Below are 25,947 nucleotides of genomic sequence, written 5' to 3' on the forward strand. Positions count from 1 at the left end.
CCTAGGTTTCGATCAACCCGGCAGCAAATCCTTGAACACCTTCTCCACGTAGGCTTGCATGAACCAGTCAGGGATCTCATCAGCCCTGAATTCAAGGTCAGTCCCGTCTGTTACTTCAGCGAGCAGCACCAGATCAGCGCCGGAGTTATCAAAGATGTAAGCCCGGTTCGAGGCTGCGATGGCTGCTGGCAATAGGTTCAGGCAACGACCGTAGCGCTGCACAATTTTTTCCGTGGGGACTGGGTGCCCACCTGCCGCAACACGGTTCTTGACCCTGTTGATATTGATGTCAGGATCTTCAGTGGCGACAAAGTAGAGGTAGGTTCGATATCCCGACGCTTTTGCCTTAAGCATAAAAGCGACTTTGTCCTCGCTAGACATCACCGTTTCGAAGGTGAAAGACAACTGGGCTTCAAGGAGCTTGTGCCGCATGAAATCAGAGAGCACGGAAGCAAAATAGGAGTTCATCGCGACGGACTGGAAATTCAGGCCGTTATTGCTGAAGCCTATTTTGGCTGCCTCTTCAACGAGCTGGGTCGACCGAATCAGTCGGTGCACCTTGATAAAGCCGAGAACCTCGTCACCCTCGACTTCCAGTTGAAAATCGCTGAACTCCAGGCGTCCGCCCTCTTTGGCAGCCTTTTCGATTTCATCCGGGTTGATGTAGATCCCGATCAGGTGGGAAGGGACGGCACTTTTCATTGTGCTTTTACCGGAACCATTAGGGCCGGCAAACACCCTCAGCCGAGGGACGGTCATGAGCAGCGGTGCACCTTGATAATCCCGCCCAAGGTCACTTTATGCTTGGGCTTGGCCACTCGAATAACCTTGTGCTTACCGTCGGCAGTCGTCTCAACGAGCTTGCCGTCCATGACTTCCATCACGCTGCGTCCGGCCGCCAGCGCGTTGATATAGGCCGTATTGATCGCACCTTCAGCCATGGCTGGGATTTTACCCTCCAGTCGGCTCACCAGATCGTCACTCAACACTTGGTCGGCTTTCATATCGCGCTCCACGTTCTCAGAGCGTGCAGAATCTGCACTTATCAGAATCCTAGCTACGTAAATCTGTTGATCACAGACCAACGACACTTCTGTCAGATCTCCATTCTAGAGGAATGGAGCCTGGAACCATACCTTCCAACAGATTTTCGTGCCGTAAGCCCATATCACCAGGACTGGAGCCGTATGGTTACGATGACACGCCCCGAAGCCGTTGCTGAATTCTCAATAAAAAACCGGCTTCGAAGGCATCCTGGCAGTCTCCTGCAGGACAGGTCTTACGTGCCTGCGCCAGCTCCCACCACAGAGGTATATCACCCGGTGTTTCGAGCCAAGTTTGGGCGCATTGCACGCCACGTTCGATCATAGGCGCAAATTCGCTGCCCCACGGCGTCAGAAGGCTCGGGCAACCATCCGCCGCCGGAATTGAAACGTAATTTTCGTCCATAGACACCTTAGCTTTCGATTTAATTATTAATGCTGGGTCTGTCCCAAGCAGCATAGAAACAAAACTGGCACTTCGCTTAAGCATCAAAAAAGAGCCCAATCAGGCCAATGTAGACTATATCCCGTGGATTGAGAGTCCCTCAAGGCGCAGTTTGCGCGCATGACTCAAGACTACGAACAGCTTCGTCTGCAACTGGCGGAAAATATCCGCTCGATGCGACGCGTGAAGAACCTTACCCAGGAGCAATTGGCGCTCATGGCCGAGGTGGATCGTACCTACGTGAGTCAAATCGAACGAGGGGTAGGCAACCCGTCGTTATTGGTCCTCTGCAAACTCGCCAACATTTTCGAGATCAAAACGGATCAGCTGCTCATTGAGTCTGACGTGCTTGCTCGTACACTGAGCGCTGAATGACCCGCTGCTGAATCTAGAAGGTCGCTGTAAACCGACTATCCTGCGTTCGGCTTTCTCACTGACACCCCTCTCTCGATCATTGAACCTGTCCAGGCCATACACCCAGAGCCTGGATCATGTCTGCTGCCTGCCCGCACATTTCGCCCCAGAAGTTGCATCCTTTGGTGCTGAGCATTCTGCTGGCATCCGGGCCAAGCGTAGCGTTGGATACCGGCAGCATTGCCGCCTCCGTGCTCACTCCGGACTGTCTCGAATACAAGGTCGTCGGCATCTGCTTCTGGTTGCACTGCACCCCCTTCGGCTGCACTGTGAAAACCTCAACCAAGGTTCGTCACTTCATTCCTGAGCTGGTGGTCTCGAGCTATGCCACAACTGGTGCCAATCCTTGGACCGAGATGGCCACGCTCTCCTCTCCCACCAGCGGTGCGGAAGGTGGCGGAAACCTGATCACGCCAAACACGCAACGCGACAACCTGCCTCGTTTCAAAAACGTTGACGGTATCGGCCATCCCGGTGGTTGGGCCGCCACACAACTTGCCTCGCAATCCGGCTATGCCTGCGCCAGCGGTGCCACTGCGTTCATGCCCTACTACCTGAGCACTTTGGACTCACTGGCCTGGCGCCATGGCATCCCGGAAAGCCTTTACCCAGAATCGCTCGTGCCGGGGATCCGTGAAATCGGTCGTCAGCTTGCGGGAAACATGTGGGGCAACGTCTATCCCAGGCAAGGATTTCTGGTACAACCTGACGACTTCAAAGCCGCTGCGGTGATGGCGCAGCGAGCGGGCGATTTTATTACTCGCGCCTGGCAACCACACGTATATGTCCCGCTCACACCCGCACCGCGCGATGGTTATTGGCCCCCTGGTCCAATCGTTGAAAACGACGCGTCGACTCACAAATGGCAATTGCTCTCCCCCTTGGTTCAGCCAACATGCGCCATCTTCCCTAGCGATTCGGTACAGAGCGCGGATGGCGGCTACGCCTGGTCGCTGTGGCGTCCCTATAGCTGCTGCAAGCGCGAGGGCCAGACGCTTCTGTTCAGCATCGACTTCGAAGGCAGTGCGTCATGAGTGGTTTTTTCGCGCAACTACGGTTTAGCGTGATGAGTCTGTTGCTCTGTGGACTGCTGGCCATTGCGCCCCATGTCCCCGCCGCCGAGGATAATTACCGGCTGGGCACGCAGGGCGAAGTGCTCGACGACAGGGTGATGTACACCATCGGTGGCGGTTCGGCAGTGGGCTCACCGAGCACGCTTTACCGACCCAGCGGTCTCGGGGTCGGCGGGTCCTGGCGAGCCAACATGATGTGCGGAAACATGAGCCTCACCAATACCCTGCAGAACCAGTTGAACGGCGTCACCGAAGGTTTCCAGCAGATCATGGGCAGCGTTGTACAAAACGCGACCCAAGCGGTGATGTCGCTGCCAGCGTTGATCATCCAACGCGCCAATCCCGGCCTTTATGAGTTGCTCAGTAACGGGGTGTTGCAGGGGCGTATCGACTTCGACCGTTCCAAGCTGACCTGCCAGGCCATGGCCGAAAAGATGGCAGACAAGGTCGGTCAAGCCGGCTGGGGCGCGCTGGCCAAGAACCAGGAGATGCAGGGCAATCTGGAGCAAACCGGCGGTGATGCGGTGGCTGCGGTGAAAAACACCGAGGCTCGTAATGGCGATAATGGGGTGTCCTGGATTGGTGGTTCGAAAGCAGGAGGTAATGGGCAGACACCCATTCGTGTGACCGCCGACGTGGTGCACGCGGGCTATAATCTGCTGCATAACCGGTCGGTGGACGACAGCACCTCAATCAGTAGCAGCGACTGCCTGGGTGGGGCTATTTGCCAAACATGGACTTCACCCCAAGGGGAATCCGAATGGGCCGTTCGCGTGTTAGGCGAGAGCGAAGTCTCGACCTGCGACACCTGCGAATCCCTGCGTGCGACCGCTGGCAGCGGATTGACGCCTCTGATCCAGGAAGCCTACAGCGAACGCCTTAAAGCCCTGCAAGGGTTGCTGTCTGGCTCTCTGCCGCTTACCCCAGACAATCTGGCTAAAGCCTCCAGCTCAATGCTGCCGGTGACACGAGGTGTGGTTGAAGCTCTGCGCGACGATCCTGATCAGGATGTGTTGGCGCAGCGCCTGGCCAGTGAGACGGCCTTGTCCAGTGTACTCGACAAGGCACTGCTGCTACTGCGCACGCTGCTGGCGGGCAGTCACGAACCGAACATCGCCTCCGCCGAGCCGGCCCAAACCGCCTTGACGAAAAACATTGAAGCCCTGGAGCGCGAAATACGCCTGCTGCAGACCGAACTGCAGGTCCGGCAGATGCTGACGACCAATACCGCCAGCCTGGTGCTCGATCGGCATGCCGGCGGTGCCGATGCTTCGCGTACTGTCGAGCAAGGCGACCCGGAGCCCGGTCGACTTAATGATGCTGACGCCAGGCGCAAGTAAGCCATGAAACGCTCACCGCTATTCACTCTGCTTTCAGGTCTGGGGGTTGCCGCGCTGATGATCCTGACCGCCGCACTGGCCGCCTGGATCGGCCGCACTGCGCTGGGTAGTTTCGAGACCTGGCAGCAGGCACTCGAATCCGTACGGCCTAATCTCCGATGGTGGCGTGCCCTGCTCTACGGCGCTATCTCTGCTCTCTGGTGGGATCTGCTTCGGCGCTACCGCCATCGACCAGAGGATCGACTGCGCGTGAAACGCATCGGGACACTAGGGCTCGTGTTCTTTGCCTGCGTCGAACTCACCCGACTGTGAGGTCACCACCATGCTCATGAGCACCAACAGCTACCTGGAGTTTTACCTCTCCCTGCTGGCCTGGATCATCAACAACCGCCTCTGGAGTGTCCTGTCCGACACTGGGCTATTCGCCGCGCCCTTTGGTGCAATCATCTTGCAAGAATGGTTGTCGGCCCGTCAGCAAGGCGCGGATGAAGGTAACAAGGGATTGCTCTCGGTACCGCGGATCGAGAACCGGTTGTGGCTGGCCTACATCGTCGTGTTATTCGGTTGCGCGCCGGTCTTTCCGTTGAGCCTCACGTCAATGGCGTTCGATGATGCGACGAGTCAGCGCTGCGGCGTGAGCGTGGCTAAGCCAGCGGAAACCGCCTGGGGGACGACCTTCAATACCATTGGCGAACGCTCCGCCAACGTACCGATCTGGTGGTTTTTGGTGCATGCCTTGAGCAAAGGCATCACCGCGGCGGCCACCGCCTCCATCCCTTGCGCACCGGATATTCGACAAATACGCATGGAGATTGACACATCGCGCATCGACAGCCAGGTACTGCTGCAGGAAGTCGCCGACTTCACTCGCGACTGCTATGGCTATTCCCGTTCTCGGCTGTTCACTAACCGCCCACAGTTGGATAAGGCACAAAGTCATGACGCCTCTTGGATAGGCTCAAGCTATTTTCTCGACACGCCCGGCTACTACGATACGGATCGTTCACGCACACCGCGCGTCGACTGGCCCTATGATGAAAACCGCGATGTCTCCTTGCCTCGGTTAGAGAATGGCGCGGGCTACCCCACCTGCAAGCAGTGGTGGAGCGACAGCGGTGTCGGCTTGCGCGGGCGCTTGATCGAGCAGGTCGATCCTTCGCTGCTGACTCAGTTGAAAGGCTGGTTGACTGGCCGCTCAAGCAACGAGATCGAAGACGCTACCTTGCGCGAACTGGTCAGCCCGCGCCAACAATCAATGTCCATGTCGCCAGGACAGGTCTACCAGGACTATGGCTCCAGTGCCCGCGGTGGGTCGATCAATCAGGGGCTCAATAACCTGGCGACCAACACTGGGCTGGCCCTCGGTTCCTTCAGCAACTTCCCGGCGATGAATGCGCTACGCGCCGCCCTGCCGATGGTGCAGGCTTTCTTGATCATGGGTGTCATCATCAGCTTGCCGCTGATCCTGCTGGTCAGTACCTACCAACTGAAGACTGTCATGACGGTGACGTTCGCACTGTTCACGCTGCACATGCTCACCTTCTGGTGGGAGTTGGCCCGCTGGGTCGACTCCAGCATGCTCGATACCTTGTACAACCAGGTGTCGGCGTCCAATCAGGTGCTGTTGTCGCTGCCGACATCCGGATTTATGGATGGAACGGTCACGGCGCAGGTGATTGAGTATGTGATGGGGGCAATGTTCATCGTACTGCCTATGCTGTTCCTTGGAGCTATGAGCTGGACAGGATATGCAGTAGGAAACGGGATTCAAGGCATGTTGGCGAACGGCAGCAAAGCAGCAAGTGATTCAGCAAGCAAAGGTACGGATCAAATAGTGGGGGCGGCTAGCCGCTCAATTAGATGATTTGCTGTCGCCGATGTAATGCCCGTTGTCGTCGAAGTCACCGATGTAGAGGTCGGCACCAAGGTAGTCTGGCCCGGGTGCCGCCTCTTTAATATCCGCATCAATGGCAGCTTTGGACACCAGAAGACCAATTACAGCAACCATCGTCACCACAGAAGCGACCAGCCAGAAACCGATAAAGAGCAATCCAAGGACGAATGCCAGCTTCGTAACCAGAAAGCTCCCGCGAACCAATAGCCCACCGGCGGGCATACCCGCCGCCGCACGTTTAGCCACACGAGATTCAAACCCTTTCAACTTGCGATAACCACGTTTTGCCGACGTACCGCATGCGTATGCCCAGCGATGCGCGCGGGAAATTTGAACTGGCTGTTGAGCCTGCATGATTGCGCCCTCTTCCGAGCGTATTTCTGTGGTAATCGAGATTACAGACTACTACTGAAAACCGCCCATGCTTAACCGTTTATCAGCTTGCTCGGTCGAAAAACTCTTCACTGGAAGACAGAAGACGCAGCTCGTGCACCAGCGCCTCTATGGCCGTTGACCCATCCATATTATCCAGCTACATAGAGGATACGGATCGCTGTTATCGGCAGCACCTTCCCAGGTAGCCAGAGCCTTCAAAGCTACGTCACTCCGGTGATGGCTCCCCCCAAGTGCGATTAGCGTTCGGTGGCTCGCACGGTCATCGTTTTAGTTTTATACGGTGATGAACGCCTACTGCCCTTCTGAGCGCTTTTCGAGCTCTGCTCGCCCCAAAACCTTTTGTTTTTTCTTCAACCCACCGCGGGAAATTCTTTCCCGCACGGGACAGGTTTCTTCGCGCCTTCAACGGAGGTACACCATGTCCGATTTACTCACATCAGAAACGCTGAACACGCTGCGCTTGTCCGTTGTGTTTACCCCAGACGCGTGGCAACACGCAGTATTGCTCGATGATTCAAATCATCCTGAAAAGCTGCAGCTCGATAGGCTGAGCAACGTGGTACGCGCAGCCTTCAAAGCTCACCTGGCCGATCCAAACGCACCCTACGTGGTGTTCGAGATAGCCAAGTTCGGCTCAGTTAGTGATGCAGAACATGAACCATTGCTGCGACTGAGCCTCAGCCTGCTTCAGGCATCAGACCAACCTAACGCCTTACTGATAGCGCTTGCGGAAGAGCAGCAACGCTGAACGCAAACGGCCATACCCGGCCACTGATTCAACTCAGGCTATACGCAGTCCTGTACCAATCCAATCAACACCCACCGGGGAACCCTCCCCGACGGGCAAGGCGTTCCTCCGATTTTTCGAGGGAAATGCCATGCGCAATATCTACCAAGACGTGACAGACAAGATCGTTACCGCGTTAGACCAAGGCGTAGCGCCCTGGATCAAACCCTGGTCCTCAAGTGGCTCATCTGACGTCGGTCATCACCAACCCTACCCCATAAACGCCATCACCCAGCGTCCCTATTCGGGCATCAATTTACCATTGCTCTGGGCCGAGGCCAGGTTGCGGGGGTTCACTCAAGATCGCTGGTTGACCTTCAATCAAGCCAAAAAAGCCGGCGGGCACATCCGCAAGGGTGAACACAGCACCCTAGCAGTGCTCTACAAACCGATGGAGCGCGAGGAACAGACCGAATCAGGCCAACCCGTACTCGATGAAAACGGTCAGCCCAAGGTTGCTCATTTCGGGATTCTCAGGACGCATTTTCTGTTCAACATCGAGCAAACGGAGGGGCTCGAAACGCTCAACGAAACGGTGCTCGAGACGGAATCGAGCGATCCCTTCTTCCCCAACAGGGCTGCCGAAAGCCTGTTGCTAAGTTCGGACGCGAATATCATTCATCGATTTGCCGACGAAGCCTTTTACCACCCGATCAGGGATCTCATTCAATTGCCGACAAAATCGCAATTCCACGATCAAGGTGGATACTACGCCACGGCGCTTCACGAGCTGACGCACTGGACCGGACACCACTCTCGATTGCAGCGCGAAGGCGTGACCTCTCCGTGTCCATTTGGCTCGCCAGGCTATGCATTTGAAGAGTTGATCGCCGAAATGGGTGCTGCTTTTTTATGTGCTTATGCCGGCATTCAGGGAGAGCTGAGGCACGAGGGCTACATCGATTCCTGGCTCGGCCTGCTCAAGGCTGACAATCGCGCGATTTTCCGCGCCAGTGGCCAGGCCCGATGCGCTTCGGAGTATGTGCTCAACCTGGAGCAGCAACGGAAGCAGACGGGAATGGATGACTCGCGATGCATGAACGACGGAGCTTGATCGTCACCTCACCGCTGCACATGCTTCACAGGGTCCAACGCGAGTTGGACCTTTTTTTGTGCTCAGAAAAATCCCCATACCGCTGGGCGCTGCCCCGAAGAACATGAGCAATTCCATAACCGCAGAACGCCGTTACGTATCCAGATTCTCAGCCAGGTAATCCACCAAATCGAGCGGACTCCGACTGTCGATCACCTTGTAGATCAGATCGCGTTTGCTGCGCGGAAGCTTCTTGACCACGCTCTTCGCCGAGGCCCTAACGGCTTCGTCTGCTCCATGGATACGTGCCGCGAGCAGCAGTATGAGCGTGGCGTCAGTGAGGTTCATGGTAAGACCCAATAAAATTCGCACCGCAGTGTACCGACACTTTCCTTTTTCGTACCAGCATGCGTATCCAACAAAACGGCGCCAGGACATATCGATATTCCGATTGCCGCACAAAGGGAAACGCGTCAAAAGGACCGGTAAGGGTTGGAAGGGAATGGGGAGTCAAGGGTAAGAGCCCTATCCGAAAAGGCTAAAAGGCCACTGACCCAGCCACTTCCCGGAGGTCACGATGTTCAGTCTTTATCGCCACAAAAGGCGGAAGCCCTCTCCGCCACCGACCGTCAACGTCGCCGAAGGTTACCTGCCCATCGAGTCGGCTCACAGCTTGCTAGCAGCGGAGCACCGCCGTCAGTTGCTCGATCGCATCTGGCAGTACACCGCCCTCTCCCACGCGCAGTTCATCCAGCTCTATCTAAATCCGATCCATCGCTACGCTGAACAGGTCCAGCAACTCCCGGCCAGCGAGACACACCACCATGCGTATCTCGGTGGCATGCTCGACCATGGCCTGGAGCTGGTCGCTTGCAGTTTGAAACTGCGCCAATCCTATCTGCTTCCCACTGGCTACGCGCCCGAAGACCAGGCCGCCCAGACCGACGCCTGGTCAGCCGGCATCGCCTACGGCGCCCTGCTGCATGATATCGGCAAGATCGCTGTGGACCTGCTGGTCGAACGCCAGGATGGTCGTGTTTGGCATCCTTGGCAGGGCTCCCTGGATCAGCCCTACCGTTTTCGTTACATCAAGGGTCGTGACTACCACCTGCACAGCGCCGCTGCAGGTTTGCTCTACACCCAAATTCTCGACCGCCCAACCCTCGATTGGCTCAGTGGATTTCCGCCACTGTGGGCAAGTCTGCTGTATGTCCTCGCGGGCCAGTACGAACGTGCCGGCGTGCTCGGTGAGTTGGTGATGCAGGCCGACCGTGTTTCCACCGCACAGAACATCGGTGGTAACCCGAGCAAGGCGCTGCAAGCACCAACTCACTCGCTACAACACCATTTGATAAGCGGACTGCGTTATCTGGTTCAACACGAGCTGAAACTCAACCAGCCGGGTGCCGCCGGATGGCTGACCCGGGATGCCCTGTGGCTGGTCAGCAAGACGGTCACGGATAAGCTGCGAGCTTATCTCCTGTCGCAATCGATTGAAGGCATTCCCTCATCCAACCTCGCGGTGTTCGACGAGCTGCAGTCACATGGATTGGTTGAGTCCACGCCGGAAGGCAAAGCCATCTGGACCGCACTTGTGGCACAAGGAAATTGGCAGCAGAGTTTCACCTTTCTTCGCCTTCAGCCGGTGTTGATTTGGGGGAATGAAGACCGGCCTGAGGCTTTCAGCGGAACGGTGAACATTACAGCACATGACCACCCAACTGACGCTCCGGTATCACTATCAGCGCCCAAGGCAGGCGGAACAGGATCGCACCAAAGCCAATCGCAGCCAGATCCCATGGCGATGGAGGATGCTGACTACCTCGGAACGCTGCTGGATATGTTCGAAATGGGAGAACCCGAGCCGAGTGAAACGTCGTCAGAAAATGTTCTCGAAGTCTCAAGCCCACCGTCGGATGACCCAGGCCAGGTCTTCCTGAATTGGGTCAAGGAAGGCATCCAGAATCAGAAGCTGATCATCAATGACAGCAAGGCCAAAATCCACACGGTGTGTGGCAGCGTAATTCTGGTCACACCTGGCCTCTTCCAACGCTACGCGCAGGAGTTTCCTGGTATCTCACAGGGGGCCGATCAAGAAATTGAAGAATGGCGCTGGGTGCAGAAGCAGTTCGAAAAACTGAAGGTCCACAGGAAACGAGAAGATGGCTTGAACATCTGGATCTGTCAGGTCGAAGGTCCTCGGAAGAAAGCAAATCTTAAAGGTTATTTGCTCGAAACTCCGGAGTTGCTATTCAACATTGTGCCAGCCGATAATCCTTTTCTTAAAATCGTAAATGCTTAAGTTTCCATAGTAATCTATTGGATCCTACGACATTCTGCACCGCGAGTATTAGGACTGCCGAACTTATGGCCGGCCACAATACTGTGACGCAACTGCAGTTTGAGAGCCAGCACACTACAGCCTACACCGACGCGGTGAAATTATGACAGCGTGCCCCGGTTTGACAGAGGGTCGGCCAGGGCGGGCTCGGTCTCTCTTCGCCCCCTTTCTATCTCATCCCTGAACCCGCAGATGATCACTAGTAAGGATGTTTGTCCACGCAGTTCTGAAGTCTCTCAACGCCTGGTTCGATGCTGGCTTCCCATGGAAAATCTTGGTGAGCTAGGCTCGTGCCAAGCTCACAGCCAAAAGCGCGCATTCGCACCGAAGGAACTGTCAAACACAAATGACTTTGTATTTGATGACGGTATGGCTACAGAAGAGCTCACCTTAAGCGATCCATTGAGTCTCCTGTTTTGCTCTCACCAAACCGAGCTGGGTGGAAAAAACAAGTCTCAGATGGATAGGCGTTCTTCTGGCAGAGATTCATACCGAATCACACCTCGTGCCCATAGATCGCCTTTGTGAGCGGCCCTCCGGATGGATGAAGGCGAGATCACGAGCCACTTCCCAATTTTCGGCTTAACCAAAGGCCTCCCCATTCGGGCGTGACAGGCCGCAAGGAACGGCTCCATCTTTTCGATGATATGCGGTGCAAGCTGGGCTACCTCCGACGATGCATAGCTGGCTTCGGGTGCATAGGTCAGTCCTTTCGGAAAAGCGTACGCTGTATCCCAAAATACTGCCGGCATTTCGCACGCTAAGAAACCTGCACCCGCAGGTAGGTAGTACGTACCCAAGTCGATAATCGAGCCATCGAGTTCCACCCAATAATGAGAATGCTCGCCGGACTCAGATGCATACCCGTGAACGAAGCCCCTTCGCTGATCCTGCGAAACCACAAAGGCTGAAAATCTACCCCCCAGCACCTCTGGGCTATGTCCCAGCGACTGCAAGAGACTGTGCACACCAAAAGATGCGTACAAGCATCGTTTGTAGTAGTCATCGGGAAACTGGGCCTTCAAGCATCTATCAACTACACAGAGAACGCGCTCAACAACCGTAGCATCGACCAAAGCAAGCTCCTTCTCAGATTTGGTGCTTGAAGATAAATATAGTGGCCATTACATGACATAACATGACTAAAATCCACCCCGGCACCTGATGGATCGCCTTGCGCTGGAACGCCTAATTACCACGCCCAGCGCAACATGCGACGTCAGGGCCGTCTATATACCTCTCTCAGCGGTAGCAGGCGACTGATGAGACTCTCTGCAGGTAAGCTATATGGATGAGCAGGTTGCGCTGAAGTTGATCGCCGAGAAGGCCTATGACGTCGGGTACTCCGCCAAACTTCACTTCTCCACCTACGACATTGTGGAGAAAGCTCCAGGCTGGATCGGCCTGATCTCCCTGGTGATTGGCGTGCTAGCGCTCTACATCGATTTCTTGGCGGCAAAACACATCTCGGCGCTCATTACGGTGATCGGCATCTGCAGCCTCTACATCACCTATTATGGCGATACCAAAGAGCAGTATTTCCAGGCTGGGAACAAGCTGACGCAGTTGCTGGATCAGCTGAAGAGCATGTCTGCCCGGTGCAAATCCAACCACCAGTTCACCTCCGCCGATCAAGCCGAACTAGATCAAATCACCACCGATTTCCGCTCAGCCTGTCAGAGGAAGCACATCCTGTTCTCGGGCTGGCTTGCTCACAAGAAATTCTTCTGGGATCAACAGGTCGACTGGATCGCTGAGCACCGTGAGTTTTCGTTTTTCAGGGACAAGATCCCGTTTTCAGTTTACGCGCTAATCGTGGTGATTCTGATCGCTTTTGCCGGCGGGTCATGGCTTGCAGCGCATCCAGATCTTCTGCTCTCCCTAAAGGACGTCTGCACCCATGAGTAAAGAGCTTTTCGAGCAGTTTCGTAGAAACCTGGCGGTTAAGAATGCCGACGAGATCTCCAAAAGCTACCGGCAGATCACCGAGAAGCTGAACGGGAAATACTACGATAGCACCTCAGACATCCTCCACTGCCGCCAGGTAGGTTCGTACGGTCGCCATACCGCCGTCCACGGCGTAAGCGATCTGGACATGGCATTCGTGCTGCCGTGGTCGGAGTATGATCGCTTTCAGCGTTACGAAAACAACAAACAGTCGGCATTGCTCGGTGAGATACGCCTCGCCCTGAAGGAGCGCTTTCCGAACCATGAGGTCAGGGCTCAGCAGCAGGTAGTGTCGATCAACTTCACGGACTACGTGGTCGAGGTGCTACCTGCATTCGAGCATGAGGATGGCAGCTACACCTATCCGGATGCGAATGACGGAGGCAGCTGGGAAACCTGCAACCCGGTCGCTGAAATCGATGAGATCAACACGCTAAACCAGGCCAAAAACCATAACCTCAAGCGTCTGTGCAAAATGGTGCGGGCCTGGAAGAACGACCATGGCGTGCCGCTAAAAGGGATGATGATCGACACCCTCTGCTACCAATTCCTCAAGAGCACCGCGGACTACGACGCCAAGTCCTATTCCGCTTACGGCGAAATGACTCGGGATTTCTTCGCATACCTGGTGGATATTGACGAGGTCAAGGAGCAATGGCGTGCTCCTGGAAGCGGCTCGATCATCACGAAGTCAGGTAACTTCCACCCCAAAGCCAAGAAGGCCCTGAGGCGTTTACAGGAGGCTTTGGACGATGCTGAGGTAGCCCATGAGCGATGGAGTACCGTCTTTGGCGAACATTTCCCAGAGTATGTCGAGCAGGAAAAGAAGCAGGCAATAGCGGAAAATCGGGTCAAAAATGGCGAACAGTTCATTGGCCGCAAATTCAGTCTCGACATCCAGTACACCCTTCGTATCGATTGTTCGGTCAAAAATGAGGGTGACCGGCTTCGCAACCTCATGTCACGCGTTATTACCTACCGGATCCCGAAACAGCGTGAGCTGACATTCTGGGTAGCCGAGATCGATGTGCCGCCACCTTATAAAATCTACTGGAAGGTGAAGAATCTCGGCCCGGAGGCCATCGAGCGGAACATGATTCGCGGGGAAATCCGTATCGACAGCGGCCACCATCAAATCACCGAGCACTCCACCTTCCAAGGCGATCATTACGTGGAATGCTATGCGGTGAAAGACAACGTGTGCGTTGCCCGCAGCCGAATCATCGTGCCGATATGAGTACTGTCGAAGTGTTTCAGGAGATAGTCCGCACTTACGCAACTTTTTGCGACGAAGCTACAAAGCATCGGTAAAAAACAATGCCATACGCTATAGGCGAGGGAGGCAGCTTTGAAGCAATATGCAGCGAATAGCGTCGACGAGTTAAACCAGCTCATTGGGAGCTTCGGTGAGGATATTTTGTTTCGTGGCCAGACCTCCCATTACGGTGAGGTGGGAGCCCCCTCCATAGGAACGTCCTTCGACAGGAAGGGGTGCATACCGAGCGAAATGCTCAAGTGGTGTCGCTACTCCCAAGGCGTGTTGGATGCCTACATCGCCCAGCACCGATCAGACTTTGCCTACCAGCAGGCCCTCCTTCAGCACTACGGGTGGCATTCGTTTTACGTCGATTGCACTTCAAGTGCAGCCGTAGCTGCATGGTTCGCCAGCCACAAATACAGTGAAGCAACCACGCTGGAGCTGTGCGAGGACTGTGACGAGGTGGCGGTGATGGTCAGAAAGCGCATGGCCCGCTATGCACCTGTGATCGGCACTGGCCATCTGTATGTGCTCAGTAAGCAGGCCGCTAATCATGTAGGCCTGGTCAACTTGGCTACGTTGACGGTTGAGGGCTACAGGCCGCGCACCGTGGCTCAGTCAGCTTGGCTTCTCGGCCCTCTGCACAATCCGATTCCACAGAATTGCTATCTCGCACAAATCACTGTCCCGAGCGACGTTCTGCAGGCGTATGCCGCTGCCCGTGGCTTAACCGACACGAACACGCTCTTTCCCTCTCCCGCAGACGATCCGATCTTAAGATCACTGCTGGGCTTACCGTGGGAGGAGATCAAGTTTGAAGCAAGCCTCAAAAATCTGCCTGCGTTCAAGCGAGCACTGGAGCTTCCGGAATACCATCCAAGCTCAGTGAAAATCGCAAGTGCGCAAACGGCGTTCTATCGTGGTGCAAGGATTCTGGATACCCAGGGTTCGATTGATGGTAACCCTCACAGTGGAATCTTCGTCGAAATCCCGGACATGGTGCTCTATGGCTCAGCCGACCCGAGCACCCCCCTTCGCTTCCCTGAGATCGAGAAGCTAATCAACGAGAATGGCACGATAGCATTCGAAGCAGACACGTTGATCAAGCATCCAACCCTCGATCACCTGACGCTCTACCAGAAGGGCGTCGGCGTCATACCTCGCGGGCCCGACCTATTTGAGGTTTGTGAACTCACCGTCAACCACCCAGGGCTCCGACTGAGCGGCGCCGGCTTCATCACGGGCTGGACATATCGGAGGCAGGCAAGCGGAGTGTGGACACGGGAAGCTCAGACCACAGATTGCTCATGCGGCAATCCCATCGTCCATGCACAGCACATCAGCGCACTGCACATCGCCGAAGAGTTCCTGAAAGATCCCAAAGGCTTCGATTGACGAAGCTCGCGCACTCAGCCGTGCCGATCACTTAGGAGCACGGACGGCTAGCCTCGACGAATGTCGAGATGAATCTCGACTCATCGCTGTAACCGACTCACTACGCTATCCTGATCGAACTCGCAGCCGCTTCCAAGATCCTCAATCAGATGGGTTTGAGGTTCATCTTGGCTTCAAAAATCAGCAGATCGCTTTCCTCGTTGTTGATCATCATGTTGACTAGGCGAGGGCTCACTTCGATCTCGCCGCCAAGCGTCGCACGCACAGTTTCGGGGTACCGTTCGAGCATCAGATCCGCTAGGCCATGGCTGTAGCCATCGCGGATGAGCTTGATCTTCGTGTCATCCGCAGTACCGTATTTGATGAGTTTGTAGAAGCCTGGATCCAGGGCACCTACCCCATTCAGCACCTCGACGAACTTGAAAATCTTGTTGTCGAAGAAATCGTCCTCGTCCTTGAGACGGACGATTGCCAGGTTAATACGCTCGCCGTCATCCTTTTGGGAGATTCTTACCCAGTTCTCGTACTTGCTGTCGCGATATTTGGTATCACCCCATTTACCCACGAATACGTGATCGCTATGGCTAGTCTCGACCAGCTTTTTCCAGTACGCGAGCGTCTGTCGGATCGTCTGCTTGACGCTGAGTTTCTTCAGCTTCCAATCCAGGATCATGGCGTAGAAATTCCGGGCAGGCTCTTGCTTGAGACGCACCAGGTCGCTGTACTCTCGGCTGTCGTCGAAGTGATCGACGAACGATTTGGAGATCGCAAGCATCAGCCTGTCAACGGTATTGATGACGCCGTTCGCCTCGATGCCTCGTCTGATCTTCCGTTCAATAGCCTCCTCCTCTGAGAACACGTCAATTTCACTGACACTGTTCGCGATGAGGAGCTTGCCCACCTGAGTGGTAACGTACCGACACTCTCGATCTTTAACCACGCCAGGATGCAGATTCTCAAGACGAGCCACGGCGTCGTCGTAGAGAACCGACACCTTCCCATCGATGATCTTGGTGGCTTCAAGCAGAACGTTGCTGACAGTGTCCTTGACCACCTTTGAGACGTTGACGGATTTATCGTAGAAAGTCTCAAGCGCTGCATTGTCGCGTGTGTAGCCATTTACGCCCAACAGGTAGATGCTGGACTCCAGCTTTCTCAACGCAGCCTTAGCTCCAGGCGCAAAGACCTCACTGAACCGGTTGACGCGTCCGACCAGGTTCTTGAATTGAGATGGCGTCAGCTTTTGCTTCCCTTTGAAAAAATCAAAAACGAAGAGTCGTTCGATCGGCAGGTTCACCCCTTCCAGAAGCGTGGAGTTGCAGACCAGAAACCTCATCTGCTTGGAGCTACTGAAGAGGTTCTCCAAGTAAAGACGGATGGTGTCAGGGATCGAACCATGGTGGTACATAACCCCTTTGCGCAGGCAGCCGATCAGTTTGTAGCGTCGGTCAAAAAGCTCTCCTAGCTCGGCACAGGCCGTCTGGATCAGCGGACAATCTACGGGCGGCAGCACGGCTGCCAGTTCAACCGCAAATGACTCAATGCTTTTCTTCCTGTTGCCGTAAACGATGTTTTTGGACAGTGCTTCGCCTTTGATGAGCTCGAAGCAGTTGGCATACCTCCGATCGAACTCCATCCAGTCATTCAGGAAATGGTCATAGAGCTTGAGCTTCGTCTGGCCCCTCCCTGCCCTAAAATCCCTGATGTAGAAGCGCTCAGACTTGATGTACTCGTCGATCTTGAATCCGCTCGGGATCATGTCCAGGAAGCGCACACGGACGTTGAGTTCATCGCATAGGAAGGGAGTCAGGAACTTGAATGATGTTTCCGGATTACGAGCCCCCAGGATGCACAGCATGGCAGCCAGTAACTCACTTCTGCGGTCGCTCTGCAGCAGGTTGTGGGCCTCGTCGACGAAGACCATATCGAAGCTCAGCCCGGCGTTCTCGTTCAAGAGCCTGTTGAGCCGCTCCTGGGTCAGGACAAATGCCCTGTTCTTTCGCTCAACCGAATACATCTCGGGGTGGGTCACCACCTTGCCCAACCCCTCAATGTCCGCGTAGATCAACCGTTTTTTCGTCTGGGCCAGCAGAGCCTTAGAAGGCACGAGGATCAGGATCCGCTGCCCTGGATTTTCCCTCACCGATTGGATGATGAGCTCAGATTTACCGTAACTGGTCGGAGCAACCACGACTGACGACTTACGGTACTCCGACTGAACGAATGTCCGCAGGGCATCTTGTTGCTCAGTCAGCACGATGCCTTGATCACGGAAGGTATCGATGTAGCTGCCCACGATGTTTCGGATGAACGACTCGCTGCGGTGATCATCCTCCGGAAAGTAGCTGCTGATTACTGCTGAGACAGGGTGCAGACCACTGTTGAGTGCTACATCGTACAGCGCCTGGTACTGACCCGAAGCGTTACCGTAAAACAGGATAATGCGGTAGCCGAGACGCCGAATTTCGAGGCTCTTGTGGTTAAGGAGCAGCACGGCGATCGCCAAAAGTTTCACAATCTCTGTGTTACCCAGTTCGTCTCCCTTGAGGAGTTGGAAATACAGATCCTTGAACTTGGTGTTGCCCAGTTTCCTGATAGTCAGCTCTTCCATGCTACTGCTCCGCCTCCTGCCTCAAAAACTCTTCCAGCTTTTCCATGGTGCCTTTGTGGAGGGACAGCACCCACACCGTTTTGAACACAGCTTCAGCTACCAGCTTGGTGGTGAAATTTGACACAGTATTTTCGGCGATAGCCTGGGACACTTCGCTGAACAGGGCAGAGACCAGAAACACATTGTTGTCCGAAGCACTCGCCCCGTCTTCTTCAGCCAAATCACCTTCCATCTCCAAGATCTCAATAACCGAGTCCCGGTAATTAGCTTTGTTGTGGATCGCATTTTTCGCAGCATTGATCGCGTTGAGCCAGTGATTGAGCTCCGGCTCAGCCAAACGCCTCTTGAGGTCATCCCGAGCCAAACGCAATTGCGCACTTGTGGCCGAGCAAGAAGTCTTGTCTGCCCCTCTGCCGCCCGACTTGACCTCGGTGATCCAGACGTTGTTGGTTGAGGTCTCGTATAGGAGGAGATCGAAGCCCTTCCGGATACTCTTCTCTTCCATATTGAAGAACGGGGAGACCACATCGAAGTTGGGGAAGAGCTTCAGAATGATGACGTGAGACAGGAGCTCACCCAGCATACCAATCCGGGTTTCCCAAGTTTTCTTGGAATAGCGCTCGTTCCAGAAGTGCTTAATCGTCGCAGGGTATTTGTAGATCGCCCTGTCCTTGCTGGCCTGATCAGCACCATGGCAGATACGGGTGAGGTTTTCCCTCAGCGCGAGCTTAAGCTCATCAGAAAAATTCTCGACACAACACAGCGCATACTGGTCTACCTGCTTGAAGCTCACGCCATCCATAACACTTCCTACAAACACTAAACCGCAGAATCCTCTTGCGGTTGCTGCGCGCGATCAATGATCCCGCCCTGAATAAGGGTAGGCACCAGCTGAGCAGCCGTGCGCGCGAGTGAGATCTAGTCAGGGATGACCGATAGCGGCACTGTGCCAGCGTTACCGCAAGTTAGCGTGATTGACGGGACCGGTAAACAAGATCGGAGACTATTTTTGGTGCAAATCGTCGGAGTTTGCGTAACAGCTGTATAAATATCCAATTGTTCGTAGGTCAATCAGCGTCGGACTGAAAGATACGCAGCACTGTAGACAGCCCCATCCAACGCCGCTGGTCATTCCCGACTGAGAGGTAGGCAGCGTGAGCCACTCCCCCGCACTTATGAACTACTGAAAGCCATCTGAATCCATCTGGCTCTGTCGGAAATCGCCACTCGCGAACCTGATGCACTGGGGCAAAATTGGGGGCACATTTGAATTTTTTCCGCCTGAAAATACCTTCCTAGAGCCAAGTCAAAATGTTTTTCGGATATAACGACCTTGACTGTATTTACAGGCTTGGGATTCATCAAGCTTTCCGACGGGCTCAGCATCAACCTCAATCACGTAAGGACGGCATCCATAGCTCTAGCAATTAGGTTAATGCGTGTGATCGCGGCCCGAGCTTCCATCACCAGGAAGTTGATAGCCCCCATCGAAAAGAACCTCCGCCGTGGGAAGCATGTGCTATCCGATGACTCTACCGGAGTCTGAGCGACTGTCCGGATCACCTCACCAGCAATAGAAAGCTCCGCGCTCCCTACAGCCGTAACCCTAAGCTTGCCTTGCGGAATGTCCAGATAGGCAACCCACTGATGAATGTCTTCGCATCTTCAGACTCTCGAACGCCATCTGAGACGGCATACCGAGATCCACGATATCCGTGGGAGTAAATGTGGGAGTAATTTTCAGATATGAAAAAGCCGAACTGATTAGAGTTCGGCTAAGTCATTGAATTAAATGGTCGGGACGGAGTGATTCGAACACTCGACCTCTAGCACCCCATGCGAGGGGTAGATTAATTCCATGTTTATCCGCCGGCCGTATCTGCCGAACGCATAAAAAACCCGGCACGAAGCCGGGTGATTACCCGCCCCTCAAAAACACAGCCCCCAAATGAGAGGGATGGAGAGCTGATAAGAGAACGCGGGAACGGAATATTGCCAAATGGTGTCTTCCTGCGCAATAGAATCCTCTAGCCGACCAACTCCGAAACATCAGGCGACGTGTGTAGTCCACGCATTCAGGAGTAGCGCTAGATGACCCCAAGGAAGCAGCCACATTCGTTATCACCGCACGAGACAGCACCTCAGCTTGAGCCTAGGGCACTGCAAACGATCCGCGCGGTTACATCGAAATTCTCCTTAGTAAGCACATCGATTGGCGCGCGACCTTTTAATCGCTCATGAGGTTTACAAAGAGCGCCATAAAGCCTCCACCCATCAACATCCGGAAACCGCGCTAACGCAGCAAGTACCAACTTGTGCCGCAGTGGATCAAGCTGCCAATCAGGAATGCGCTGACCGCGATTCCCAAGGCTCAGAGACAGCAGGTGCCGAGCCTTGATATCGCGGTTGATCTGATCTCGGGATTTGCCTGCCAGCTTGGCGAAGACAAGCAGCGGCAGACTACTCGAAGCTTCATAAGTGGCGAGCATCTCGGCGCGCTGACGTTGTATGTCTGATACCTGGGGTTCGCGCAGCTGTCCAGTCTGCGTTGGAGCAGGTAGGACAGGTGGATGCTGAGCCGCATTAAGGACCGGTTCGTTGCTGATGGACATTGTGGAGACTGGGACGGTCGTCGCGGGGGAGCCGCTGTTGTACAGAACGGCGTTTGCGTTCGCGTTTTCCAACGAAGGTAACGAAGCTGCCCCCTCTAAACGAATAGTCAGCGGAGAACTTGCCGCTTTTAGCTGGCCCTGCCCCCATAGATCCAGACGGTTCGCCCAATCCTGCATCATGGTCCGGCGCTGCTCGACGTACTCCGCGTGGTTGTAAGCCGCACTCACCTTATCCGGATCAGCATGAGAAAGCTGAGCATCCACCCACACCTTCGGGTAGCCGATCTCGTTCAGCGCCGTCGAGATCGTCGCCCTCATCCCATGACCCGTGAGTTGATCGGCGTACCCCATCCGGCGTAACGCGCCGTTCAGCGTGTTTTCGCTGATGCGCTTGCTCAGGTCGCTTCGATGCGCAAACAAGTAGCGCTGTGCGGGGACAACCTGGTCCAGCAAGTGACGCACGATCTCCAGCGCCTGAACCGACAGCGGGACAATGTACGGCGGCACATTTTGAATCTGCTTACCTGGCTTCCGCATCGCTAGCTGGAGTTGTTTCACCACTTCCGCCGGTATGACCCACAAGCGCTTCTCCAGATCGAACTGGTCTGGTGTCGCCAACCGCAACTCGCCCGTGCGGACACCGGTCAGCAGCAACAACCGAAGGCCAAGCCGCGTTTGGCTGGCGCCACCGTAATTTCGAAGAGCAACCATCAATCCTGGGAGCTCGTCCATTCGGAGAAATGGATTGTGCGTAACAGGAGGTTTGGGAAGTGCGACCACATCAAGGTCTGAAGCCGGGTTGTGTTCCAGTCCCTCGATTTTCACCAGCGCATAGCGGAACAATTGGTTGAACCAGGTCCGGCATTTTTCGGCGGTCGTTAAGGCCTTGCGCTGTTCGATCCTGCTCAGTAAATCTAGCAGATCGTGACGATTGATATCGTAGATAGACCGCCCGCCCAGGCTGGGCAGGACGTCTTTATTGAAGATTCTCAATATCTGCGAGAGCGTGCTTTGACGCCCTTCCTTCAGGCTCAGCCTGCGGAACTCCACCCACTGATTGAACACCGCCTCGAAGGTGTGCTCCTTCGCAGCATGAACAGCAAGCCGCTGTTGTTTGCGATGCTCATAGGGATTGATGCCTTGGGCAACCAAGGTACGGGCTTCATCACGACGGGTACGGGCTTCTTTAAGCCCAATTTGGGGATAACTACCGAGGGACATGCGCTTCTGCTTGCCCGCCCAGTAGTAGCGGAAGAGCCAGACTTTGCCGCCTCTGGCCGTCACATTGAGTGTGAGACCATCACTGTCGCCGAGGGTGTAGTCATTACCGGTGATTCGGGCGTGCCGAACTGTCATTTCTGAGAGTGCCATCGCGAGCTCCTGAACAGAGTCAGGGCCAGATGCTCGTCTCGTTGCGCAAACTGCTCCAGCAACAAACCGATTCAGTGCTCGTCAGAATTCTGGACTCAATTCTGGACTTAAACGCACCGGATAGTGCTGGATTTCAGTGGTTCCCGCTGGAACGAAAAAAGGGCCTAAAGGCCCTGATTTCAATCACTTACAGAATTCAGTGGAACTCTGTAGCGCAATATTTGGAGCGGGAAACGAGACTCGAACTCGCGACCCCGACCTTGGCAAGGTCGTGCTCTACCAACTGAGCTATTCCCGCGTCTTGGTGTGGCGCATTCTATAGATTCAGATTACGCCGTCAACCCTTTGATTCAAAAAAGTTTTATTTCGGGTCCACGTCAGTCCGCAGATGCGGCCAGGCGGCGCGCAGGTATTGGACCATCGACCACAACGTCAGCCCAGCGGAAACCAGCAGCAGTGCGTAACCCAGCAGCACCCAGAAGCTGAAGTCCGACGGGTTGGCCAGCAGGATCACCAGCGCGAGCATCTGCGCGGCGGTTTTCCATTTGCCGAGGTTCGACACGGCGACCTGGGCACGGGCGCCCAGCTCGGCCATCCATTCCCGGAGTGCCGAGACGACGATTTCGCGGCCAATGATCACCGCCGCCGGCAAGGTCAGCCAGAGGTTGCCATGTTCCTGCACCAGCAGCACCAGGGCCACCGCGACCATCAGCTTGTCGGCCACCGGATCGAGGAACGCGCCGAAGGGCGTGCTCTGCTCCAGGCGTCGGGCCAGGTAACCATCCAGCCAGTCCGTCGCGGCGGCGAAGGCGAAGACCGAGGCGGAGGCCACGTAGCTCCAGTGGTACGGCAAATAGAACAGCAATATGAAGATCGGGATGAGCAGGACGCGTAGAACGGTAATCAGGTTTGGGATATTCATCGGCACAACTGGCTACGAGGTTGACGGGCATTCTACTCGCTATGCAGGTTTGCATAAATCGACTCTGCGAGCTTTTTACTGATACCGGGTGCTTTGGCTATCTCCTCGATGCTGGCACGAGACAGTTCCTGCAATCCACCAAAATGTTTCAACAAGTCGCGACGGCGCGTCGGGCCGACGCCTGCCACACCTTCAAGTGTAGACGTACGGCGCGTCTTGCCACGGCGGGCACGGTGTCCGGTGATGGCGAAACGGTGGGCTTCGTCGCGAATCTGTTGGATCAGGTGCAGCGCTGGCGAATCGCCCTTGAGGGTGAATTCATGGGCGGCATCGTTCAGGTACAAGGTCTCGAAACCGGCCTTGCGTGTCGCGCCCTTGGCCACGCCGAGCAGGATCAGGTCGGGAACCATCAACTCATTGAGCACATCGCGGGCCATGGACAACTGGCCCTTGCCGCCGTCCACCAGGAGGATATCCGGCAACTTGCCCTCCCCGTCCTTCAGCTTGCCGAAGCGCCGCATCAGCGCCTGGTGCATCGCCGCGTAGTCATCGCCCGGTGTGACGCCTTCGATGTTGTAACGGCGGTAGTCGGACTTGATCGGGCCTTCGGGACCGAACACCACGCAGGAGGCCACGGTCGCCTCGCCGCTGGAATGGCTGATGTCGTAGCACTCCAGGCGTTGCGGTGGCTCATCCAGATTGAGGACATCGGCCAGGGCATCGAACCGCGCGGCCACGTGTTGACGGTTGGCCAGGCGCGCGCCCAGGGCCTGTTCGGCGTTGGTCACGGCCAGTTGCTGCCAACGGGCACGGGTGCCGCGAACGCGGTGGCTGATGGTCAGTTCACGACCGCGGAGCTTGTCGATGGCTTCGATCAGGGCCGGGAAATCTTCATGGACCACGTTGACGATCAACTCGGCCGGCAAGTCCCGTTCCGGACTGCTGATGTAGTACTGGCCCAGGAAAGCCGCCATGACCTCGGCCACGTCTTCCTCGATACCCACTTGGGGAAAGAAGTTCTTGCTGCCCAGCACACGACCACCGCGCACGCTGATCAAATGCACGCAGGCGCCGCCCGGGTTGATGAACGCCGCGATCACATCGACATCGCCGCTGCCGCCTTCCATGCTTTGCTGGTCCTGCACACGGCGCAACAGGCCAATCTGGTCGCGCAGCTCGGCGGCGCGTTCGAATTCAAGGTTGACCGCCGCGTCCTCCATGGCTGCCGACAGCTCGTCGGTCAGTGCATTGCTGCGACCCTCCAGGAACATCACCGAGTGACGCACGTCCTCGGCGTAGACCTGGGGCTCGACAAACCCCACGCAAGGCGCCTTGCAGCGCTTGATCTGATACTGCAGGCAGGGCCGGGTGCGGTTCTTGTAGTAGCTGTCTTCACACTGGCGAACGAAGAAGGTCTTCTGCAGCAGGCTGAGGCTTTCACGAATCGCCCCGGCGCTGGGATAAGGGCCGAAATACCTGCCCTTGGCCTTCTTGGCACCCCGATGAATGCTCAGGCGCGGAAACGCCCCGTCGGACAGAAACACGTAGGGGTAGGATTTGTCGTCGCGCAGCAGGATGTTGTACGGCGGGCGCCATTCCTTGATCAGCGTCTGTTCGAGCAGCAGGGCCTCGGTTTCATTGGCGGTGATCGTCGTTTCGATTTGCGCGATGCGCCCCACCAGGGCAGAGGTCTTCGGGGCCAGGCCGGTCTTGCGAAAGTAGCTGGCCAGGCGTTTCTTGAGGTTCTTGGCCTTGCCGACATAAAGCAGGCGCGCCTCGCTGTCGAACATGCGGTACACGCCGGGACGACCGCTGCAGGTGGAGAGGAACGCGCCGGGATCAAACAATTCAGTCATTTTCAGGCGCTGGCATCGACCATGCCGTGGCGCACCGCCAACAGTGTCAATTCGACGTCACTGCTGATCGAAAGCTTCTCGAAGATACGGTAACGGTAGGTGTTGACGGTCTTGGGGGACAGGCACAGCTTGTCGGAGATGATCTGTACCTTCTGGCAACCGACAATCATCAGGGCAATCTGGATTTCCCGTTCCGACAGCGCATCGAAAGGCGAATCGTTGGTCGGCTGGAACGACTTGATCGCCAACTGCTGGGCGATTTGCGGGCTGATGTAGCGTTGCCCGGCAAAAACCAGACGAATGGCCTGGACCATTTCGTTCAAGCCAGCGCCCTTGGTGAGGTAGCCCGCCGCGCCCGCTTGCAACAGCCGGGTGGGGAATGGGTCCTCTTCGCAGACGGTTACCGCGACCACCTTGATGTCCGGGTGACTGCGCAGCAGCTTGCGCGTGGCTTCAAGGCCGCCGATGCCAGGCATCTTGACGTCCATCAATACCACGTCGGGTTTCAATTCACGTGCCTTGATCAGGGACTCTTCCCCGGATTCAGCCTGACCAACTACCTGCAGGCCGTCGATGTCAGCCAGCATTCGTGTAATGCCCGTACGGACGAGATCATGGTCATCGACCACTAACACCCTAATCAAGCAGACACCTCACGATTTGGTCTTATTTGGGTTGCACAACACCTTAGCAAAAAGCATCCGGCAGACCTAGCGCAAAGGGACAGATAAAAGTTACAACGCATCTTTAATCGGCACGACATCCGAGGCGTCAAGCACCGATGTCTCGCTGCATCCTCAGGAAACACTCGTCCTCGCCCACGACACGCAGGCCCATGCGTTCGTATAACGCCCTGGCGGGATTGTCCTTGAACACCGTCAGGCGCAGCGCCGGGCGCCGTTCCAGCGCCACCAGGCCCCAAACCTGTCCGATCGTCCAGGTACCGGCGCCCTGCCCGCGGAACGCCTCGTTTATCTGCAGCTCACGGATATACAACGCCCGGGCATCCCGACTGAGGCTGACAAAGCCCAGCGCCTGGCCTTCACGACTGATTATCCAGTTCTGGCGAATGATCCAGGCCAGGTCGAACGCTTCGTCCTGCCAGAGCAAATCATGCCTGAGGTAATAAGGAAGCATGTTGTCGCAGGTCAGTTGCCGGGCGAAGTCGATGTCCCCGTTCGTTGCAGCACGCCACTCGAAGCTCATGAA

The 25,947-nt window shown here is 55.7% G+C and carries 23 protein-coding genes and 1 tRNA gene; 11 read left to right on the plus strand and 13 right to left on the minus strand.

Annotated elements, in window-relative coordinates:
• Nucleotides 1-12: 12 nt before the first annotated feature.
• From AO356_RS00245 to AO356_RS33260, 3 genes are all read right to left on the minus strand, one after another.
• Nucleotides 13-759 carry a zeta toxin family protein gene (locus tag AO356_RS00245; protein WP_060738076.1) on the minus strand — a complete coding sequence of 249 codons (747 nt, stop codon included), beginning with the start codon at nt 757-759 and terminating at the stop codon, nt 13-15.
• On the minus strand, nt 756-1,004 hold the full coding sequence (locus AO356_RS00250; protein ID WP_017529804.1) for a hypothetical protein: 249 nt from the start codon (nt 1,002-1,004) through the stop codon (nt 756-758). Before AO356_RS00250 ends, AO356_RS00245 begins: the two co-directional genes overlap by 4 nt.
• Nucleotides 1,005-1,191: 187 nt before the next feature.
• Entirely contained in the window at nt 1,192-1,533 is a 342-nt protein-coding gene (locus tag AO356_RS33260; protein ID WP_335337574.1) for a LasR-specific antiactivator QslA, read from the minus strand.
• 75 nt (nt 1,534-1,608) lie between these two features.
• On the opposite strand from AO356_RS33260, the gene AO356_RS00255 reads away from it, so the two are divergent.
• From AO356_RS00255 to AO356_RS00275, 5 genes are all read left to right on the plus strand, one after another.
• A complete protein-coding gene (locus tag AO356_RS00255) occupies nt 1,609-1,863 on the plus strand; it encodes a helix-turn-helix domain-containing protein (RefSeq protein ID WP_047703579.1) in 255 nt (84 codons plus the stop codon).
• Nucleotides 1,864-1,979: 116 nt separating this feature from the next.
• Nucleotides 1,980-2,936: a TIGR03756 family integrating conjugative element protein gene (locus tag AO356_RS00260; protein ID WP_060738077.1), complete on the plus strand. Its 957-nt coding sequence runs from the start codon at nt 1,980-1,982 to the stop codon at nt 2,934-2,936.
• A 32-nt stretch (nt 2,937-2,968) separates the two neighbouring features.
• Nucleotides 2,969-4,315 carry an integrating conjugative element protein gene (locus tag AO356_RS00265; protein WP_109791026.1) on the plus strand — a complete coding sequence of 449 codons (1,347 nt, stop codon included), beginning with the start codon at nt 2,969-2,971 and terminating at the stop codon, nt 4,313-4,315.
• A 3-nt stretch (nt 4,316-4,318) separates the two neighbouring features.
• Complete coding sequence (locus AO356_RS00270; protein ID WP_060738079.1) at nt 4,319-4,627, plus strand: hypothetical protein; 309 nt, start codon at nt 4,319-4,321, stop codon at nt 4,625-4,627.
• A 10-nt stretch (nt 4,628-4,637) separates the two neighbouring features.
• Nucleotides 4,638-6,179: a conjugal transfer protein TraG N-terminal domain-containing protein gene (locus AO356_RS00275; RefSeq protein ID WP_060738080.1), complete on the plus strand. Its 1,542-nt coding sequence runs from the start codon at nt 4,638-4,640 to the stop codon at nt 6,177-6,179.
• Here the strand turns inward: AO356_RS00275 and AO356_RS00280 are convergent.
• Nucleotides 6,168-6,563, minus strand: a complete 396-nt coding sequence (locus AO356_RS00280) for a hypothetical protein (protein WP_060738081.1) — start codon at nt 6,561-6,563, stop codon at nt 6,168-6,170. The genes AO356_RS00275 and AO356_RS00280 overlap by 12 nt on opposite strands.
• A gap of 460 nt (nt 6,564-7,023) precedes the next feature.
• Here AO356_RS00280 and AO356_RS00285 point away from each other — a divergent pair, with 460 nt between their 5' ends.
• Complete coding sequence (locus AO356_RS00285) at nt 7,024-7,353, plus strand: hypothetical protein (RefSeq protein ID WP_060738082.1); 330 nt, start codon at nt 7,024-7,026, stop codon at nt 7,351-7,353.
• Between the two features lie 130 nt (nt 7,354-7,483).
• Entirely contained in the window at nt 7,484-8,446 is a 963-nt protein-coding gene (locus tag AO356_RS00290) for an ArdC family protein (protein ID WP_060738083.1), read from the plus strand.
• A gap of 132 nt (nt 8,447-8,578) precedes the next feature.
• Here the strand turns inward: AO356_RS00290 and AO356_RS00295 are convergent, their stop codons facing one another.
• Complete coding sequence (locus AO356_RS00295; protein WP_060743038.1) at nt 8,579-8,773, minus strand: hypothetical protein; 195 nt, start codon at nt 8,771-8,773, stop codon at nt 8,579-8,581.
• A 229-nt stretch (nt 8,774-9,002) separates the two neighbouring features.
• Here AO356_RS00295 and mobH point away from each other — a divergent pair, with 229 nt between their 5' ends.
• The 4 genes from mobH (at nt 9,003) to AO356_RS00320 (ending at nt 15,366) form a co-directional block, all read left to right on the plus strand.
• Complete coding sequence (gene mobH / locus AO356_RS00300) at nt 9,003-10,727, plus strand: MobH family relaxase (protein ID WP_060738084.1); 1,725 nt, start codon at nt 9,003-9,005, stop codon at nt 10,725-10,727.
• 1,326 nt (nt 10,728-12,053) lie between these two features.
• The gene (locus AO356_RS00310; RefSeq protein WP_047703588.1) at nt 12,054-12,674 is read left to right on the plus strand and encodes an SLATT domain-containing protein; all 621 of its coding nucleotides are present in this window, start codon (nt 12,054-12,056) and stop codon (nt 12,672-12,674) included.
• A complete protein-coding gene (locus AO356_RS00315; protein ID WP_060738085.1) occupies nt 12,667-13,950 on the plus strand; it encodes an SMODS domain-containing nucleotidyltransferase in 1,284 nt (427 codons plus the stop codon). Before AO356_RS00310 ends, AO356_RS00315 begins: the two co-directional genes overlap by 8 nt.
• A 111-nt stretch (nt 13,951-14,061) precedes the next feature.
• Nucleotides 14,062-15,366 (plus strand): FRG domain-containing protein, encoded by a 1,305-nt coding sequence (locus AO356_RS00320; RefSeq protein WP_060738086.1) that lies wholly within the window; start codon nt 14,062-14,064, stop codon nt 15,364-15,366.
• Between the two features lie 145 nt (nt 15,367-15,511).
• On the opposite strand, the gene AO356_RS00325 is transcribed toward AO356_RS00320, so the two are convergent.
• The 8 genes from AO356_RS00325 to AO356_RS00360 form a co-directional block, all read right to left on the minus strand.
• Nucleotides 15,512-17,977 (minus strand): DEAD/DEAH box helicase, encoded by a 2,466-nt coding sequence (locus AO356_RS00325; RefSeq protein ID WP_060738087.1) that lies wholly within the window; start codon nt 17,975-17,977, stop codon nt 15,512-15,514.
• 1 nt (nt 17,978) lies between these two features.
• Nucleotides 17,979-18,779 carry a hypothetical protein gene (locus tag AO356_RS00330; protein WP_032875176.1) on the minus strand — a complete coding sequence of 267 codons (801 nt, stop codon included), beginning with the start codon at nt 18,777-18,779 and terminating at the stop codon, nt 17,979-17,981.
• Between the two features lie 1,339 nt (nt 18,780-20,118).
• The gene (locus AO356_RS00335) at nt 20,119-21,960 is read right to left on the minus strand and encodes a tyrosine-type recombinase/integrase (protein WP_048392768.1); all 1,842 of its coding nucleotides are present in this window, start codon (nt 21,958-21,960) and stop codon (nt 20,119-20,121) included.
• A 222-nt stretch (nt 21,961-22,182) separates the two neighbouring features.
• Nucleotides 22,183-22,258: transfer RNA gene (locus AO356_RS00340), tRNA-Gly, on the minus strand.
• A gap of 63 nt (nt 22,259-22,321) precedes the next feature.
• The gene (pgsA, locus tag AO356_RS00345; RefSeq protein ID WP_030141409.1) at nt 22,322-22,882 is read right to left on the minus strand and encodes a CDP-diacylglycerol--glycerol-3-phosphate 3-phosphatidyltransferase; all 561 of its coding nucleotides are present in this window, start codon (nt 22,880-22,882) and stop codon (nt 22,322-22,324) included.
• Nucleotides 22,883-22,914: 32 nt separating this feature from the next.
• On the minus strand, nt 22,915-24,738 hold the full coding sequence (gene uvrC / locus AO356_RS00350; RefSeq protein WP_060738088.1) for an excinuclease ABC subunit UvrC: 1,824 nt from the start codon (nt 24,736-24,738) through the stop codon (nt 22,915-22,917).
• A 2-nt stretch (nt 24,739-24,740) separates the two neighbouring features.
• Nucleotides 24,741-25,382 (minus strand): UvrY/SirA/GacA family response regulator transcription factor, encoded by a 642-nt coding sequence (gene uvrY, locus AO356_RS00355; RefSeq protein WP_003200277.1) that lies wholly within the window; start codon nt 25,380-25,382, stop codon nt 24,741-24,743.
• Nucleotides 25,383-25,509: 127 nt separating this feature from the next.
• Nucleotides 25,510-25,944 (minus strand): GNAT family N-acetyltransferase, encoded by a 435-nt coding sequence (locus AO356_RS00360; protein ID WP_060738089.1) that lies wholly within the window; start codon nt 25,942-25,944, stop codon nt 25,510-25,512.
• Nucleotides 25,945-25,947: the final 3 nt, after the last annotated feature.

The organism is Pseudomonas fluorescens (assembly GCF_001307275.1).
GTDB classification, from domain to species: Bacteria; Pseudomonadota; Gammaproteobacteria; order Pseudomonadales; family Pseudomonadaceae; genus Aquipseudomonas; species Aquipseudomonas fluorescens_AA.